Source organism: Rhizobium sp. CFBP 13644, from assembly GCF_014842165.1.
GTDB classification, from domain to species: Bacteria; Pseudomonadota; Alphaproteobacteria; order Rhizobiales; family Rhizobiaceae; genus Agrobacterium; species Agrobacterium tumefaciens_C.
Genome location: NZ_JACYVF010000003.1, coordinates 529,248 through 545,715, shown reverse-complemented (window position 1 = coordinate 545,715; position 16,468 = coordinate 529,248). Strand labels below are relative to the sequence as shown.

At 57.5% G+C, this 16,468-nt stretch carries 16 protein-coding genes; 13 read left to right on the top strand and 3 right to left on the bottom strand.

The genetic code is table 11. The features are described from left to right. The 4 genes from IFT53_RS11945 to pcaD are packed head-to-tail and all read left to right on the top strand — an operon-like array spanning window position 1 to window position 3,252. On the top strand, window positions 1–1,008 hold the full coding sequence (locus IFT53_RS11945) for a branched-chain amino acid ABC transporter permease (RefSeq protein ID WP_192064886.1): 1,008 nt from the start codon (window positions 1–3) through the stop codon (window positions 1,006–1,008). Next, a complete protein-coding gene (locus IFT53_RS11940) occupies window positions 1,005–1,763 on the top strand; it encodes an ABC transporter ATP-binding protein (protein WP_192064885.1) in 759 nt (252 codons plus the stop codon). Before IFT53_RS11945 ends, IFT53_RS11940 begins: the two co-directional genes overlap by 4 nt. Further along, window positions 1,760–2,470 carry an ABC transporter ATP-binding protein gene (locus IFT53_RS11935; RefSeq protein ID WP_042618925.1) on the top strand — a complete coding sequence of 237 codons (711 nt, stop codon included), beginning with the start codon at window positions 1,760–1,762 and terminating at the stop codon, window positions 2,468–2,470. The genes IFT53_RS11940 and IFT53_RS11935 overlap by 4 nt, the downstream gene beginning before the upstream one ends. Next, a complete protein-coding gene (gene pcaD / locus IFT53_RS11930; protein ID WP_192064884.1) occupies window positions 2,470–3,252 on the top strand; it encodes a 3-oxoadipate enol-lactonase in 783 nt (260 codons plus the stop codon). Before IFT53_RS11935 ends, pcaD begins: the two co-directional genes overlap by 1 nt. Before the next feature lie 35 nt (window positions 3,253–3,287). Here pcaD and IFT53_RS11925 read toward each other — a convergent pair whose 3' ends face one another. Then, a complete protein-coding gene (locus IFT53_RS11925; RefSeq protein WP_192064883.1) occupies window positions 3,288–3,527 on the bottom strand; it encodes a hypothetical protein in 240 nt (79 codons plus the stop codon). A 28-nt stretch (window positions 3,528–3,555) separates the two neighbouring features. Between IFT53_RS11925 and IFT53_RS11920 the strand changes: the two genes are divergently transcribed. After that, window positions 3,556–4,233 (top strand): TetR/AcrR family transcriptional regulator, encoded by a 678-nt coding sequence (locus IFT53_RS11920; protein WP_342365804.1) that lies wholly within the window; start codon window positions 3,556–3,558, stop codon window positions 4,231–4,233. 126 nt (window positions 4,234–4,359) lie between these two features. On the opposite strand, the gene IFT53_RS11915 is transcribed toward IFT53_RS11920, so the two are convergent. Both IFT53_RS11915 and IFT53_RS11910 read right to left on the bottom strand, forming a co-directional pair. Continuing rightward, window positions 4,360–5,262: an alpha/beta hydrolase gene (locus IFT53_RS11915; RefSeq protein ID WP_192064881.1), complete on the bottom strand. Its 903-nt coding sequence runs from the start codon at window positions 5,260–5,262 to the stop codon at window positions 4,360–4,362. Window positions 5,263–5,537: 275 nt separating this feature from the next. Then, window positions 5,538–6,482 (bottom strand): LysR family transcriptional regulator, encoded by a 945-nt coding sequence (locus IFT53_RS11910; RefSeq protein ID WP_192064880.1) that lies wholly within the window; start codon window positions 6,480–6,482, stop codon window positions 5,538–5,540. Window positions 6,483–6,958: 476 nt separating this feature from the next. Between IFT53_RS11910 and IFT53_RS11905 the strand changes: the two genes are divergently transcribed. From IFT53_RS11905 to IFT53_RS11870, 8 genes are all read left to right on the top strand, one after another. Continuing rightward, complete coding sequence (locus IFT53_RS11905; protein ID WP_192064879.1) at window positions 6,959–8,143, top strand: MFS transporter; 1,185 nt, start codon at window positions 6,959–6,961, stop codon at window positions 8,141–8,143. Between the two features lie 138 nt (window positions 8,144–8,281). Continuing rightward, window positions 8,282–9,088 carry a helix-turn-helix domain-containing protein gene (locus IFT53_RS11900; RefSeq protein ID WP_192064878.1) on the top strand — a complete coding sequence of 269 codons (807 nt, stop codon included), beginning with the start codon at window positions 8,282–8,284 and terminating at the stop codon, window positions 9,086–9,088. 288 nt (window positions 9,089–9,376) lie between these two features. Next, window positions 9,377–11,188: a PEP-utilizing enzyme gene (locus tag IFT53_RS11895; RefSeq protein ID WP_192064877.1), complete on the top strand. Its 1,812-nt coding sequence runs from the start codon at window positions 9,377–9,379 to the stop codon at window positions 11,186–11,188. Between the two features lie 11 nt (window positions 11,189–11,199). Next, entirely contained in the window at window positions 11,200–12,264 is a 1,065-nt protein-coding gene (locus tag IFT53_RS11890; RefSeq protein ID WP_192064876.1) for a PEP/pyruvate-binding domain-containing protein, read from the top strand. 1 nt (window position 12,265) lies between these two features. Next, window positions 12,266–12,745: an acetyl-CoA carboxylase biotin carboxyl carrier protein gene (locus tag IFT53_RS11885; RefSeq protein ID WP_192064875.1), complete on the top strand. Its 480-nt coding sequence runs from the start codon at window positions 12,266–12,268 to the stop codon at window positions 12,743–12,745. 3 nt (window positions 12,746–12,748) lie between these two features. Beyond that, window positions 12,749–14,131, top strand: a complete 1,383-nt coding sequence (locus IFT53_RS11880; protein ID WP_192064874.1) for an acetyl-CoA carboxylase biotin carboxylase subunit — start codon at window positions 12,749–12,751, stop codon at window positions 14,129–14,131. A gap of 1 nt (window position 14,132) precedes the next feature. After that, the gene (locus tag IFT53_RS11875; protein ID WP_192064873.1) at window positions 14,133–15,602 is read left to right on the top strand and encodes a biotin carboxyl carrier protein; all 1,470 of its coding nucleotides are present in this window, start codon (window positions 14,133–14,135) and stop codon (window positions 15,600–15,602) included. Next, a complete protein-coding gene (locus IFT53_RS11870; RefSeq protein WP_192064872.1) occupies window positions 15,599–16,459 on the top strand; it encodes an HAD-IIA family hydrolase in 861 nt (286 codons plus the stop codon). Before IFT53_RS11875 ends, IFT53_RS11870 begins: the two co-directional genes overlap by 4 nt. The last annotated feature ends 9 nt before the right edge of the window (window positions 16,460–16,468 follow it).

The window sequence follows — 16,468 nt, the reverse complement described above, 5'->3', positions numbered from 1 at the left end:
ATGATGCCCTTGTTTTCAAAGAACAGCGCGCCGATGGCGGCGATGTTTGCTGCAGCTCTGTTTCTGCCGCTGATGGTCGGTGACTATTATCTGCAGTTTACCGCCAAGGTGATGCTGCTCGGCATCCTCGCAATGTCGCTCAACCTGAATGTCGGCTTTGGCGGCATGGTCAGCCTCTGTCATGCGGCCTTCTTCGGGCTAGCGGGCTACGTGCTGGTGCTGGTAACGCCGGAATATGAGGCGCCCAACCTTGTCTGGACGCTTTTCATCGCGCTTGTCGTGGTCGCCCTTGTGGCGGCTGTCATCGGTGCGCTTTCGCTGCGCACGCGCGGCATCTACTTCATCATGGTCACGCTGGCCTTCGGGGAAATGTTGTTTTTCCTGTTTCATGACACCTCCATCGGCGGTGGTTCGGACGGCATCTTCCTCTATGTAAAGCCGCTGCTGACGCTGGGCGGTCTTTCCATTGATCTTGAAAACCCGCTCACTTTCTACATAGTGGCGCTTGTCTGCTGCGCCTTGTCCTGGGCGTTGATCACTCATCTGCTTGCGAGCCCTTTTGGAGATTCGCTCACGGCTGCCCGTGACAATGAAAGGCGGGCCATGTCACTCGGCATTCCGGTGTTTGCCGTCCGTCTCGTCGCCTTCATCATCTCAGCCGTCATGGCCGGGCTTGCCGGTTACATGTCCACTGCACAGTTCGGCTTTGTCGCGCCGCAGATGCTGGGATGGCACATGTCGGCTGTTGCACTGGTCATGGTGGTTCTCGGCGGTAGCCGCAAGGTGACTGGCCCGCTCTTCGGTGCCGTCGGCCTGGTCATGCTGGAGGACATTCTGAAGGTCTATCTGGGAGAGCAATGGAAGCTGGTCTATGGAGTCGTGATCGTGGCGCTCGTCCTGTTCCTGCCGGGCGGTCTTCAGGACATTCTGCGCATGATGTGGCCGCAGGGCTTGTTTCGTCGCGCAGAGCCTGTGACGCAGCCAATTGTTGTGGGAGGCAAGCAATGACCAAAGATCTGCTCGTTGTTGAGGGATTGAGCAAACGCTTCGGCGGCCTGCTCGCCGTCTGTGATGTTTCACTCAGCCTGCGTCAAGATGAAATACATGCCGTTATCGGACCCAACGGGGCTGGCAAGTCGTCGCTGATCAACCTGTTGTCGGGCGATCTTTCGGTCAGCGCTGGACGCGTTCTTCTCGAGGGAAAGGACGTGACAGGGGAGGCCCCCCACCGCCGCTGCCGCGCCGGTATCGGGCGCTCCTATCAGAAGACGACCATCTTTCATGAACGCACCGTTCTCGACAATGTTCGCCTCGCCGCACAAAGCGCAAGGCACAACACGCTCGCGATGCGGCGCGTCACGTTGGTCGAGATGGAGACGGAAGAAGCGGCACTGGCTGCCCTGCAGGAAACCGGTCTGACGGACCGGGCCGCGACTGTTGCGCGCCAGATGAGCCATGGCGAACAACGGCAGCTGGAGGTCGCGATGGTGCTTGCGACGAAGCCCAGAGTGCTGCTTCTCGATGAGCCTTTGGCCGGTATGGGGCATTCCGAGGCCAAGCGTATGGCAGACGTGATCCGTGGACTGGCTGTCGGGCGGGGCATTCTTCTCGTCGAGCACGACATGGATATCGTTTTTGCCATCGCCGACAGGCTGACCGTGATGGCGGACGGGAAGGTTATCGCATCCGGTGCGGTTGAAGAGGTGCGCCGCGATGCCAGAGTGCGCGCCGCCTATCTGGGAGAAACGGAGGACGCCGCATGACACTTCTGACAGTCGAGGGCCTTCAAGGCTTTTATGGTGCAAGCCAAGTGCTGCATGGGATTGACCTGCAGATCAGCCCGGGCGAGCAGATCGCTCTTCTCGGGCGAAACGGCATGGGCAAGACCTCTTTCCTGCGGTCGCTGGTGGGTGCCTTGCCTAAAGTGGCGGGGGAGGTCGCTCTCAACGGCAAGAGCATCCGTGGGCGATTGCCGGAGCATATCGCGCAGGCAGGCGTTGCTATCGTTCCGGAAGGTCGCGGCGTTTTCGGCTCGCTTTCGGTTATCGAAAATCTGGTCATGGCAGCGCGGCCGGGTCCCACGGGCAAGCGCCAATGGACGTTAGACCGGGTTCTTTCCGTCTTTCCGAGGCTCGCGCAGCGGCGTGGGCATGGCGGTCATCAATTGTCCGGCGGCGAGCAGCAGATGCTGACAATCGGGCGCGCTCTGATGACAAATCCTGATCTGTTGCTCATCGATGAGGCAACCGAAGGCCTTGCACCGCTCGTTGCCCAGGAAATCTGGAAGACGCTGGGAATCATCCGATCCGAAGGGATCGCGACCGTCGTGGTCGACAAGGATGTGAAAAACCTCAGCCGAGTTGCCGACCGAATGATCATCATGTCCAAGGGTAAGCTGGTATTTGCCGGAACGCCTGCGGAACTGGCCGGGCAGGGCGACCTGCTGGAGCGTCACCTGGGAGTTCAATGATGCCATTTCTCTCTTCTTCCGGCGTCATACTGCATTACCGGATCGGTGGGCGCGCTGGCAAACCTCGGATTGCCTTTACGAACTCGCTCGGTTCAGACATGCGCATCTGGGGTGCTGTCGAGCAGATCCTGCGCGATGATTTCGAGATGCTGTTTTTTGACCAACGCGGCCATGGCCTCTCACAAAACGTCGTCGCTCCCTACAGGCTAGACGATCTCTCCGGCGATCTCCTGGCGTTGATGGACTTGCTCGGTTGGGAAAGAACAGCACTTTGCGGCGTCTCTGTCGGCGGCCTTATTGCCATGGATGCGGCGCTGAAAGATGCGGCGCGCGTCTCGCATCTCATGCTGTTCGATACCGCGCCCCGCATCGGCAACGCCGACCTCTGGGCTGCCCGCATCGCAACTGTCGAGGCAGACGGGCTTGAGGCGCATGCCGACAGTTTCCTTGCCCGCTGGTTCCCGCCATCCTTCGCTGACGAGTGGCCAGATGCCTGGCAGGGTTGGAAGCGGATGCTTCAGGCGACGCCGAAAGAAGGCTATATCGCCACCTGCGCGGCCTTGCGCGATGCGGACCTGACGGCATCGATCCACCGACTGGATCTGCCGGTGCTGCTGCTGGCGGGAGCGGAGGATATTTCAACGCCGCCTTCACTCGTGCGGCAGATGGCAGAGCATATCCGAGACAGCCGCTTCGTAACGGTCCCAAAGGCGGGGCATCTTCCCATGATCGACGCAAGCGAGGCTGTGGCGAGCGAAATCCGAAGCTTTCTGGGTGCCTGAAAGCTTATGGTGCAACAGATGCGAGGAGACAACACTCACCCTGAGTCGCGGATCAGGTTAGCCAGCACGTCTACAGGCGTTGGTCGCAGGGAGGAAATGTCCATCACCGGCCCGAGTGGAACGAGCCGTTCGCCCACTTCAGCCAAATGCAGGCGCACGATGGTGCCCTGCTCCAGTTCATGCATGATAAGGTGATAGGGCAGACGGCCGTGGCAAAGGCCACTCTTGACCGCGCCCATGGTGACGGCGGTGTATTGCCTAGCGTGCCGAAACATACAAAAATTGTTGCGTCTTGGGGCATAAATGGGCATTCCGTTGGTGATGGTATGCACTAAAGCCAACAGTCCAGCTCCGCGCGCGGGTCGCCCTCTTGTTTTGACGCCACATGAGCGTCGCGCACGCATTCTCGCTTGCGCTGAAACATTGTTTATAGAGCTGGGATACGAAAATACGTCGATGGTGCGCATTGCGCAGTGCGCCGGCATGTCGAAGCGGACACTTTATGAGGCTTTTCCCGACAAGCGCGAAATTTTTACCGCTGTGGTCAATTTTCGCGACGGCGTGCCTGATCTGCCGTCGATCGCTGATGAGGATGACCCCCGTCGCATCTTGTGTGACACTTTGACATTCATCGCGCATTTCATTCTTGAACCGCGACGGATCGCCTTGGCGCGGCTTGCCATAGCGGAAGCTCGAAGCTTGCCAGACGTGACCCACGATTTCTTCGAGAACGCCTATGACGTGATGACAGATCTTGTTGCGGGCCGCCTCGAACTTCTGATCGGGCGCAAGCAGATATCGATCACTGGCACGCCGCACTCTGTTGCGGACCTGCTCTTGGGAGCAACGCTGGGCGATGCTCTCGTTCGCTATCTGGGTTTTCCGGACAAGGCTGCGGAGTTGCAGAGAGAAGAAACCGCGCGGCGAGCGGCGGCGGCTGTCGCCATGATGGCCGGTGGTTTGGGTCTGCGAGACACTTGATCGCAAGTCGGGTAAGGCCCGATGCTGGCTTTGAAAGCGGCTCGCGCAGCCGCGCTGCTTCTCGTTAGTCGAGAGCAGCGTTCGGCCCCCGCCACTTGGCAGGGGCCGTTATTGCGATGTCGCGGTTTAGTTAGACGAGCCAGCGGCACCGAGCTTCTTGACGAGCCACTTGATGCAACGGTCCATAATCTCGGGATAATGCTCGACAAGAATGCCGTAGTGCTGGCCGGGATACTCCACAAGCTCCTTGTCGGAGGTCACCATTTCGAACAGCTTGCGCGCATCGTCGACCGGCGCGACCGTGTCTTCTGATGCCAGAATGAGCAATAGCGGTGCTGTGATGCGCGCGGCATAGGCCGGTGTTTCCATTTCGAACAGGCAGTCAAAAGAGGCGATGGCCAGTTCATTCTGGAAACTTGGAATATCCTGATAGTGCTTGGTGAATTTGATGCCTTCAGGATTGGTGAACATGACGGGAGGACCGTCAGGAGTCTGTTCGCCGGACACCGTGATTCTGACGGGCGCCGCTCCTCGGAATTGCGCTTCGCGGTCAGCATAGACAGCATCTTCCAGCTGCTTCAGCTCATCTGCAGCAAAAAGTGTGCGTGCTGAATAGCCTGAAACCGGCGGAACAAGAGAAACGACAGCACTGACACGACGATCCGTTCCCGCAACGAACAGGGAAATCTGACCGCCAAGGCTTATTCCCCACAGTCCGATGCGAGTTTCATCGATATCGGCGCGTGCTGAAAGGTGAGTGATGACGTGGCGCAGATCGCGACCGAACTGCCATGGATCAGCGAGCTGACGGGGTTCGCCGCCGCTGAGGCCGTAGTGGCGGTGGTCGTAGAACAGAACGGCGAGCCCGGCATCGGTATAATATGGGGCCTCGCGGTAAATACCTTCAGCCACGCTGCCAATTCCCGAATGCGCGATAACGACCGGAAGAGGGCCTTTTGTATTTTCAGGCAGGTAAAGGCGGCCACGCAATGTGACATCGGCCAATTCAAACTCAAGATCTTCGTACATGGTCTTCTCCCGTTGTGAATGTCTGCCCCCTGGGCGATCTCCTCACCGCACGACTGGCACAAGCAATTAGAAAACACCTTGGTTTCCAAATGTCAACGGTCGCTTTTTAAAACGTCAAAAAGTCGCGTCACCCACCATCGGCGGGCGATACGGTGAGGTATTCGGTTCACAGTTGCAGATTGTCTGGCAATTTCAGCGGTTGCGTTCAGACCGCCAGCTCTTCGACAGCTACGTAGATTCGACGTGGTCTGAGGTCGTGTGGTGCGCGAGGTTACTCAGTGCGTCTCGGGTCGCAATCCGGGCACGAAAGGCGACATTGCCAGGTTGGCCTCATCGATCACGATGTTGCGCACCCATTCGGCAGCCGGGTCGTTTGTCCCGCTCCCCGACCACTGGATTGACTCCGTAAACCGTTGGAGCGGTATCGGAAATTCCAGTATCTTCAACGGCAATGTTTCGGCCGCTTGCACCGCCAGGCGCTCGCACATTGTCCCGATACGGTTCGTTCCCACAACGAAGTGCGAAATCAGCGCGAAATTTGGCACCGCCACCTCGATCCGCCGCTGCAAGCCATGTTCGAGCATCAGGAAGGCTTCGATAGAGCGCTTGTGCGATCTTCCGAATTGCGTTGCGACATGACCCATGGACATGAACTGGTCAAAGGACAGAGAATCGTCGATTTCCGTGTTGGTCTGGCAGGCGACGGCCACCAATCGATCTTCAAAAAGCGGTGACTTCGGAGAGGCAGAGGAGAGGAACACATCCGGAAAGATCAGGAAGTCGACATCGCCGCGGCGGAGGAGTTCATCAGGATTGTCATCGAATGAAACGAGGTCGAAGGTGATGCGTGGCGCGATCTTGCTGATGCGCGCCACAACGCGGCAAAACAGCATGAGCATCGCATAATCGGACACAGCAACGCGGAAACATCTTTCCGATAGCGAGGGATCGAATAGCTCACGGGATGCCAGCATATCCCTTATCTGCATCAAGGCGCCGCGAATGGGTGTCGCGATGGTTTCGGAAAAGGGTGTGGGAACCATGCGGCGCCCCTGCATGGTGAACAACTCATCCCCAAAATAGGCGCGCAGCCGTGACAGTGCCGCACTCATGGCGGGCTGGCTGAGGTTGAGTTTTCTCGCTGCGACCGTGAGATTGCGTTCCGTGAGAAGTTCATCGAGTGCGACCAGCAGGTTCAGATCAAGGCCTTGGAACCGCATTCTCCTCCTCCCCAGTCGGTGCAATTCCATCCATAGTATGGATGGCTCCCATAAAAACAATCGATTTCTATCATGTCATAAAACCTGCTTAGCTCTTCGAGGAGCAGGAGAAAGACCCGGGAAACACGTGGGAGGGCGGCACACAGGCTGCGATTTCAGCATGTTGATCGAAACATTTTTCGAAGTGCCTGATTTGGGTGGAGGCCACCCGTGTTTAAGAAAATGACGCGCTTGAAAGCAGGGCGGACGTGGATCGAGATGATCCGCATGCGCTGAGCCGCGCGTTCGCCACAACCCGTTTCAAGGCCTTCGGGCTGCTTTACCGATCCGATGCACTGCCCGGGGGGCTTTTGCGTTGCTGCACGCTGCATAAAGCGTGGTTCCGAAATCGGTCTCAGACGAAGGTTGGGTTTTCTAGGGGAGTATTGGCCCATCGCTGGGAGGCGGTGGTTTATCATTTGGAGGAGGAAAAATTGGTGAGAAAAGACAGCTTTCGCGGCATTGCCGCTCTCTACGTAGGGCATGCTGCCGGAACGATCGACCTGGCGGCTCTGCCGCTATGGCTCGGGGCCTTGATGGCGCTCTATCATCTTGCGCCTGAGCAGGCAGGTATGACCGTGTCCCTGTTCCTCGCGGGGATCGTTGTTGCAAGCGCGATTCTGGCACCGAGGTTTCATCAGTTGCCGCAGCGCTGGATAGCCGTCGGGGGCTTCGGCGCCTCGGCGATCTGCTTCATCTATGCCTCGCGCCTTTCCGTCGCCCCGGATAGTTTGAACGCTCTGCTTTTCATCCATGCGATAGCCGGTTTGTGCACGGGATCCGGGCTGTCGATGGTCCATGGCAGTATGGGCCGCACGAGCAATCCACACCGGCATTTTGGCCTTGCCAACGCAGTCATCGGCTTTCTGGTGATCTTCATGTTCGCCGTCATGCCGGGGCAGATCGCGCAGCACGGCGGGCAAACCGTCTTCGTGGGCTTCGCGAGTGTTATGGCGGTGGCGGCTGTTGCGGCGCTGTTCTTCTTTCCGCAGAGCGTAGCCCAGACGGAACCACTCGTCGGCATTCAGAAAGCCGACCGCGCACCCACACCCAAAATCGTGTTTCTGATTATGGGGTCGGTCATGTGCCTCATGCTCAACCAGTCAATGGTTTTTGCCTTTGCAGAGCGTGTCGGTGCCATGCGCTCCTTTGATGCCGGACAGGTCCAGATGGTTTTTGTCGTGCTCGGCTTCGTCAATCTTCTCCCGGGTCTTTTGTCGGCTCTGCTGCAAAAACGCTTGCCAGCGATTGCCGTTGTCATGATTGGTCCGTTTCTTCAGGCGATTGTCGCTCTGGTCATGAAAAATTCGCCCGCCTTCCTGCCTTTCGGTGCAGCCGTACTGCTTTTTCCCGCAGTCACCATCTTCACACACACCTTCTTTTTTGGTCTGCTGTCACAGATCGATCCTTCGGGGCGTTCCGTTGCCGCAACGCCTGCCATGATGATGACAGGTTCAGCCATCGGTCCAGCCTTGGGCGGGAGCATCGTGGCGACCATAGGCTTCGGGGCCATCGGCTGGGCGGCGCTTGGTGTCTCGACCGTATCAATCATATTGATGCTGTTGGTCCAGCGAGAGCTATCCAAGCAGAAGCAGAGACAACGAACGGTCGCAGCAGTTTAGCAGGTTCCGAGGTGGCCATCAGAATGCAAACAACCAACATGAACGATTGCCACATTCCATTGATCGACCCCAATAAACAGCTCTTGTTTGTTGGGGTAGGTAAAAACATGCGGTCTTATCAGGCGGTGCTGACCTAAGATGGAAAAGCAGGGAGTAAAATCCATCCGGGCATTGGCGCGCGGAATTGAGGTTCTCCAACTGCTTCAGGCATCGGGCGGTATGAGTCTTGCTGATATTCATCGGGAGACCGGTCTGGCGAAAGCGACGCTGCTGCGTATTCTTCTCACCTTTCAGGAAGAAGGTCTGGTTTGGCAGCGAATCATCGATAAGGCATATCTCGCCAGTTATTCATTGCAGCAGCGGGCGCGGTATCTCGATGATGTGTCGCATCTGGTCGAGGTTTCCTCGCCCGTTCTGGCTGATTTGACCAGCCGGATCGACTGGCCCTCCATTCTGGCTGTTGCCCGACTCGACCATATGGAGGTCATCGAAACCAACTCGCCCAAGTCCTACTTTCACCATATCCCGCTGGGACCCGTTGGGTTTCAGGTCAATATGCTGATGTCGGCGACCGGTAAGGCCTATCTTGCCCATTGTCCCGAGACCGAAAAGGCTGCGATCCTGACCCGTCTTCGTCACAGCCAACGGATCGGAAACATGAACGCGCGGAATACTGCATGGGTCGAGAAGGTTCTGGCAGAGACAAAAGCCTTGGGATACGGAACCAGAGATCCACGCTTCGGTGGCGACTTCGATATTCCCCGGCGACAAAGCGATGACGGCCGCGATTCCATTGCGGTGCCGATCATGTCTGGCGAGCGCGTGTTCGGCTGCATCAATCTGACATGGATTCAAAAGGTCGCGAACCGCAGACAGATCGTCGATGCACATTTGCCCGCGCTGCAGGAGGCGGCCCGGACTGTCGCGCTCAGGCTACAGGGCTGAATTGTGCCAGTCCGATGGTCCTCAGGTTTCACCTGGTGAAACCTTCGCTTGTCGCGATTGATCGCATTTTATTGCCTGCGTAGATTACCAACACAAACGAAAACCGCTCGATCAAAAAGCGGACTGATTTGTAAGCAATTGACCCAAAAGGGATTTTAGAGACTACCGGTAGAGCGAGGAGGCTCGTACCGGCCTGCACTTCAGGCTGTGCGCAAGGAGTTGCGCAGCCCGGAACCGAAAGAGAGGTTTCGCAAAACTCCGCCGTCAGATTGGGAGGATTTCTGACACATGAACCCGACTTCATCTATTTTTCCACTACCGTCGCAGATCGGAAGCGCCAAGGGCGCTGAGAAGGTGGACGGCATGTATCCGTATTTCACCAGCTTCCGTGCCGGTGATGACGAACGCTTCTGGTTCTACAACAAGATGCATTTCCCAGAGCCGATGCCCGCCTTTGATGCGATCACCGCTGAAGGAGCCTATTCGGGTCTTGGCGCGATGACAACGCGCATGTTTGCCATTCCCACGTCCAAGGGCATCGAGCACCGCATCGTCAATGGCCGTATTTACATATCGGCGAACTCTGTCACCGATCCGGAAGAAATTGGTCGACGCGTTGGTGAGTTTGAAAAGCGTGCCTTCTTTTATTTCGGTAACTGGGAACGACTGTACGGCGAATGGCATACGCGGATGAAAGACCTGATCGCGGCCATGGCGGCGATTGAGGTTCCGGGGCTTTATGAATTCGACGATGCAGAGTCCGTGCTTGGCGGCCGAGGCTATTCCGACGGCGCTTTGCTGCTGAAGAGTTACGACAAGGCGCTCGAAGACTATTTCATGATGTGGCAGTACCACTCGGAATTCCTGATCCTGGGATATGGCGCCTATTTGACCTTTTTCGAATTCTGCAAGAAGGCCTTCCCGGAGATCGAAGACCGGACGATTGCAAACATGGTCACCGGCGTCGATTCCCTCATGTTCAAGCCTGACGACGAACTCAAGGTACTGGCGCGGCTCAGCGTCCAGTTGGGCCTTGATGATGTGCTCGCATCCGGCTGCACGCCGGAAGAAGTCCTGGCTGCCATGAAACAGCGCGGCGATGCTGGTGCACAATGGCTGACGAAATATGACGAGATCCGCGATCCCTGGTTCAACACCTCAAGCGGCGATGGCTTCTATCATCATCATCGAAGCTGGAATGATGACCTGCACATTCCTTTCTCCGCACTGGCAAATTATGTCGCCCAATTAAAGGCGGGCCATTCTCTGGAGCGGCCAACCGAGCAGCTGAAAGCTCAGCGTGAGCAAATCATCGGCGAGTACCGAAGCTATCTCGACACGGATCAGGATCGCGGCACCTTCGATCAGATGCTCGGGCTTGCACATATGGTTTTCCCCTATGTGGAGGATCACAAATTCTATTGCGAGCATTGGCTCACCAACGTGTTCTTTAACAAGATCCGCGAATTCGGTGCCTTGCTCGCCAAGAACGATCTGATCCAGGATCAGGAGGACATCTTCCACCTCAATCGGGGAGAAATCCGTGAAGTGCTGTCCGACCTGCGTCTTGCCTGGAGCGTCGGCGGTAAGCCCGCGGCCGGGGAGCGTTGGTCAGATATCATCGCAACCCGCAAGCAAGGCATGCTTGAGCTGGTTGACTGGGATGCGCCGGAAGCTCTCGGCCCCATTCCCGAGGCGATCAATGACCCGATGGTGGTGATGCTCTGGGGTGTAACCACGCAGACAGTTCAGGCATGGCTGTCACGCACAGACTCCGACATGGAACTTTCCGGATTTGGTGCCTCGCCCGGCGTTGTCGAGGGCACGGCAAGAGTCATGCAGTCGGTCGCGGATATCAACAAACTGCAGGATGGTGACATACTCGTATGTCCCGTCACAACGCCGAGTTGGGCGCCGATCTTCGGGCGCATCAAGGCAGCCGTGTCCGATATTGGCGGAACCATGTCGCATGCGGCCATCGTGGCGCGTGAATATGGTTTGCCAGCTGTCGTCGGCACGGGGAGTGGAACAAAGCGGATCAAGGACGGCCAACGCATTCGCGTCGATGGCAGTACCGGTCGCGTGACCATTCTCAATTGAGGAAGAGTGCAATGTCAGTCCATTCTGAATCCTTGACGCGTTGGTTTGCCGATCTCGGCGTTGAAGATCGCCCGACAGTCGGCGGTAAGGGCGCCAGCCTTGGCGAACTTGTGAAAGCCGGAGCCAAGGTTCCACTCGGGTTTGTCGTCACCACAGGTGCCTTTGAAGCCTTTCTGGAAAGCTTCGACCCTGACCGGAAGGTCAGGCAAGGGATCAGCGAGTTGAAGAACAAGAGCCACGATGAAATCGATGCCGCGACCCATGCGATCCGGGCGGCAATGCTGAGAGCACCTTTGCCTGCGGCCCTGCAGGAAGCAATCGGCACGGCCTATCATCAGCTGTCGCCAAAGGATGGTCTCACTCCCGTAGCCGTTCGCTCCAGCGCAACGTCTGAAGACAATGCGGATGCAAGCTTTGCCGGTCTTCAGGATACCTATCTGTGGATCAAAGGAGCCGATTTCGTCATTGACCACGTCAAGCGCTGTTGGACGAGCCTCTACAGCGTGGAATCCGTGACCTACCGGCTGCGCCTTGATTTGCCTGAGGATGACGTCGCCATGGCTGTCGTGGTGCAGGACATGGTGGATGCCCGCACCGCAGGCGTCATGTTCACGCGCAGCCCGACGACCGGCGACAAGACCGTTATTGTTCTCGAAGCGGCCTGGGGTGTGGGCTCTTCCGTCGTCAGCGGTGAGGTCACGCCGGACCGTTTCGTTATCAGCAAGATCACCGGCGAAATCACGCAGCGCAACATCTCGCACAAACTCGTCAAGCATGTGCCCGATTACGACCGACAGGAAATGACGGAAGTGGCCGTTGCCGAGGCTGAGCAAACGGCTGCAAGCGTCAGCGATGAAGAGCTCCACGCGCTCGTACGTACGGGACGTTTGCTGGAAAAGCACTACGGGCACTCGCTGGATATCGAATGGGCCATCAGCCGGAACACCGGTGAAATCATGCTGCTGCAATCCCGCCCGGAAACGGTCTGGAGCGGACGCGACAGGCAAAAAGGCCCAATCGTGGCCGCAGCCAACCCACTTGCGCACGTACTTCGTGCATTGACAGATCGAGGTTGAAATGGCCGAAAAGCTTACAAAGGCGGATGTCCAGGAGATATTCGCGATACTCGACAGTTCGGATTTTGACGAGCTGCATATCGAGACCGAAGGGCTGAAGCTCACGGCAAGGCGCAAAGGCGCGGTGTCCTCCCAGCCACCCGCAGAGAGCCAGAAGCCTGTCGCCGTTACCACTCCCGACAGCAAGGCCGAACAAACCCAGGCGGCGATTGCGGCTCCGGTGAGTTTGGCTTCGGGCGACGTGATCAACGTGCCCGCGCCGATGCTCGGCATATTCTACAGTGCGCCGAAGCCCGGTGCCGAACCGTTCGTCACACCGGGAATGAAGATCGGATCTGAGACGGTGGTGGGGATCATCGAGGTCATGAAACTGATGAACCCGGTGACATCAGGAATGTCGGGTATTGCGGTCGAAATCGCAGTTGCCGATGGCACCATGGTAGAATTTGGACAGACAATTCTCCGCTTGCGGCCGGAGTGAGCCATGACCATTCAACGTATTCTTATTGCGAACCGCGGGGAAATCGCTGTTCGCATCATACAGACTTGCCGAAAGCTGGGTATCGAGACGGTCATTGCGGTTTCTGAAGCGGATCGCGACAGCTTGGGCGCGCGGCTGGCAACAAGAACCGTCTGCATCGGTCCTGCACCATCATCTCTGAGCTATCTCAAAATCGAAGCCATCGTAAGCGCAGCAACGGGTACGGGTTGCGACGCGGTGCATCCAGGCTACGGATTCCTGTCGGAAAATGCGAGGCTCGCTGAGGCCTGTGCCGACAATGGGATCATCTTCATCGGGCCAACCGCAGATCAGATCCTTGCTGTGGGCGATAAGTTGAAGGCACGCGCTCACGCGCAAGCCGCTGGTGTGCCCGTCGTTCCGGGTGGGCCGGTCGAAACGCTTGACGAGGCAAAGGCGATGGCCGTTGCGACAGGCTATCCTCTGCTGATCAAGGCCGTGGCTGGCGGCGGCGGCCGTGGTATGAAGCGTGTCAACACGCCCGACGAGCTCAGCGCGATGGTCGATATGGCGATGGCCGAAGCCTCAGCAGCCTTTGGAGACGGGCGCGTTTATCTGGAGCGCTATGTCGCGGCAGGGCGCCATGTGGAAGTTCAGGTGCTGGGCGATGGCGAAAATGTCATTCATCTCGGTGAGCGCGATTGCTCGGTCCAGCGGCGTTATCAAAAAGTCATAGAGGAAGCGCCTGCTCCTGATCTCAGCGATGAGTTTCGCCACGCGATCCACGAAGCCGCTTTGAAGTTCAGCCGACATCTCGCCTACAAGAGCCTCGGAACTGTAGAATTCCTGGTCGATTGCGAACGCGAAGAGTTCTATTTCCTAGAGATGAATGCACGCATTCAGGTGGAGCATCCGGTGACTGAAGCCATTACCGGGCTTGATCTGGTTGAAGAGCAGATCCGGGTTGCAGACGGAAACGCGCTGAGATTCGGTCAAGAGGATATCACGTTCGACGGGTATGCCATCGAATGCCGGTTGAACGCAGAATCCATCGACCGGGATTTTCAGCCCAGTCCCGGACGGATCACGGAGGTCTGGTTTTCTGCGGGCCTTGATATTCGCGTCGATACCTTCGTTCAGGCGGGGTCTTTCGTTGTGCCCTACTACGACTCGATGATTGCCAAGGTGATCGCGAAGGGGCGCACGAGGCAGGAGGCGATTGCCACCCTGAAAGACGTCATGAAGTCGGCGGTGGTGAACGGCGTCGACACAAACCGGGAACTCCATCAGGTTGTTCTGGCCCATCCGGCCTTCGCCGCAGGTGCCATCGATACCAACTTCCTCACAAACCTTGTCAATGCCGGCGAGCTGGCACAGGCACTTGAAACAATGAGACGGGATTGCTGACATGAGCAAAGTTGAACTCGTCGATACGACCGTGCGGGACGGCAATCAGAGCCTTTGGGGCGCGACGGCGCTCAAGACCGGGATGCAGGCGGCCATAGCACCCGTGATGGAGCGCGTGGGTTTTGCCGCTGTCGATCTCACCACATCCACCCACATGGCCGTTGCCGTTCGCTTCCAGAAGGAAAATCCCTGGGAACGCATCAGGGTCATGCGAGAGCTGATGCCAAGCACAAAACTCAGCTTCCTGACCACCGGCATGCGCTTCATTTCGTGGGAAAGCGCCAGCCAGGAACTGATGCAACTGGCGTTCAAGTTGTTGATCAATTGCGGCATAGACCGCTTTGCGATCATGGACCCGATGAATGACACGTCCGCAATGATCGCCATGGCAAAGCTTGTCTGCAAGTCAGGCATTGATGACTGCAATGCGGCCCTGACCTATACGGTCAGCCCCTTTCACGACGATGCTTACTATGGGAGAAAAACCAGCGAACTGGCAGCCTCCGGGTTATTCTCGCGCATGTATCTGAAGGATCCTGGCGGTCTTTTGACGCCGGAGCGCGCGAGAACCCTGTTGCCTGCCATCCAGGCCGGGAAGGGGCAAATGCCGCTGGAGCTGCACTCGCATTGCACGATCGGCTTGGCACCGTTTTCCTATCTGGCGGCTGCGGAAATGGGTATCAATGCACTCCATGTCGCGGCAGGCCCGGCAGCCAACGGCACATCCCAGCCTGCGGCGGAACGTGTGGTCGCGAACCTTCGACACATGGGCCATTCTGTGGATGTGGATGACGAGGCACTGGCGCAAATGAGTGCCTATTTTCAAGCGCTGGCTGATGCCGAAGGTCTTGAATGCGGCGTGCCGCAGGAATTTGATGCCAGCTATTTCAAGCATCAGATGCCGGGTGGAATGCTTGGGACCATGAAGAGGCAGCTCAGCGAAATAAAGCGTTTGCACCTGCTGCCGCAGGTGCTTGAAGAGACCGAGCGCGTGCGCGCAGAGCTTGGCTATCCCATCATGGTAACACCGTTTTCGCAAGTCGTCGGCACTCAGGCGGTCATGAATGTCCTGTCCGGCAAACGTTATGAAAATGTGCCGGATGAAGTCATTCGCTATGTGAGCGGTCGTTTCGGCAAGCCTGGCAGCCCGCTCGATCCTGAGGTTGAAGATCGCATCAAGTCCAGTCGACGTGCGAAAGAACTGGAGGCTGAAGCGCAAATGGTCTCACTGACAGAGCTTCGCGCCCGTTTTGGCAAAGACCTCAGCGACGAGGAATTTCTGCTGCGCGCAGTGATGCCCGGCGAGCAGGTGGATGCCATGATTGCGGCAGGCCCTGCGGTGCGTTCCTACGATCCGGCAAGCAACACACAGCTGGAGCTTCTGCGGGGTCTGGCAAAGCGCAAGAACTACAGGCAGATCGTGGTCGAGACCAAGGGTGTTCGTCTGGAGTTGCAGGGGGCGCAAAAATGAGCAGCTCAAGCTCGGGTCCGGTGCCGACATCTGTGCAGTCTGCAAAGGGATTCATCCTCGATATTGATGGCACGCTCGCCCTGATGGACAAAAAGAAGGGCCGCTTCAACCCGTTCGATGGCGCGGTTGCCGTCGTGGATCGGTTGAACAGGCTTGGTATTCCCATGGTGCCTTTTACCAATGGCACCTTCCAGACGCCCCAGGAATACCGCGATCTGCTCGCAGCGGCAGGTTTCAACTTTGCCGAAGGCAGCATTCTGACGCCATCTGTGGTCGCTGCGGATTACTTCGTCAAAAAGAAAATAGCCAAAGTCCTTGTTCTGGGCGGGCATAGCGTATCGCATTCCCTCACTGAGAGAGGGATCGACGTCGTGCGCCGGGGAGATGATTTAAGCGGGGTTCAGGCCGTTCTCATCGGCTGGTATCCCGAGTTCATCATGCCCGATCTTCAAGCAGCCTGCGATGCGGTCTGGAGCGGGGCAAAGCTGTTTACCGTTTCCGATGCGCCATTCTTTGCTGGTGCCAGTGGTCGCATTCTGGGAGTGTCTGGAGCCATCGCTGCTATGATCACCTCAACCACCAAGGCAAGGGCAACCATTCTTGGCAAGCCGTCGCTTCATGGCCTGCGCCTTGCATGTTTGCAGATGGGTATCGAACCCGGTGAAGTTGCTGTTGTTGGTGATGACCCAAGCCTTGAGATTGCCATGGCTCGAAAAGCCGGTGCCATCGGTATCGGTGTCACCACGGGTATTGCCAAGCACGATGCCTTCGCCGCGCTGGCTGAAAATCAGGCCGCACATTTTGTGCTCGATTCAATCGCCGACCTATTTGCAACTGGTCTTGTGAACGCGGCCTAGGCCAGAACC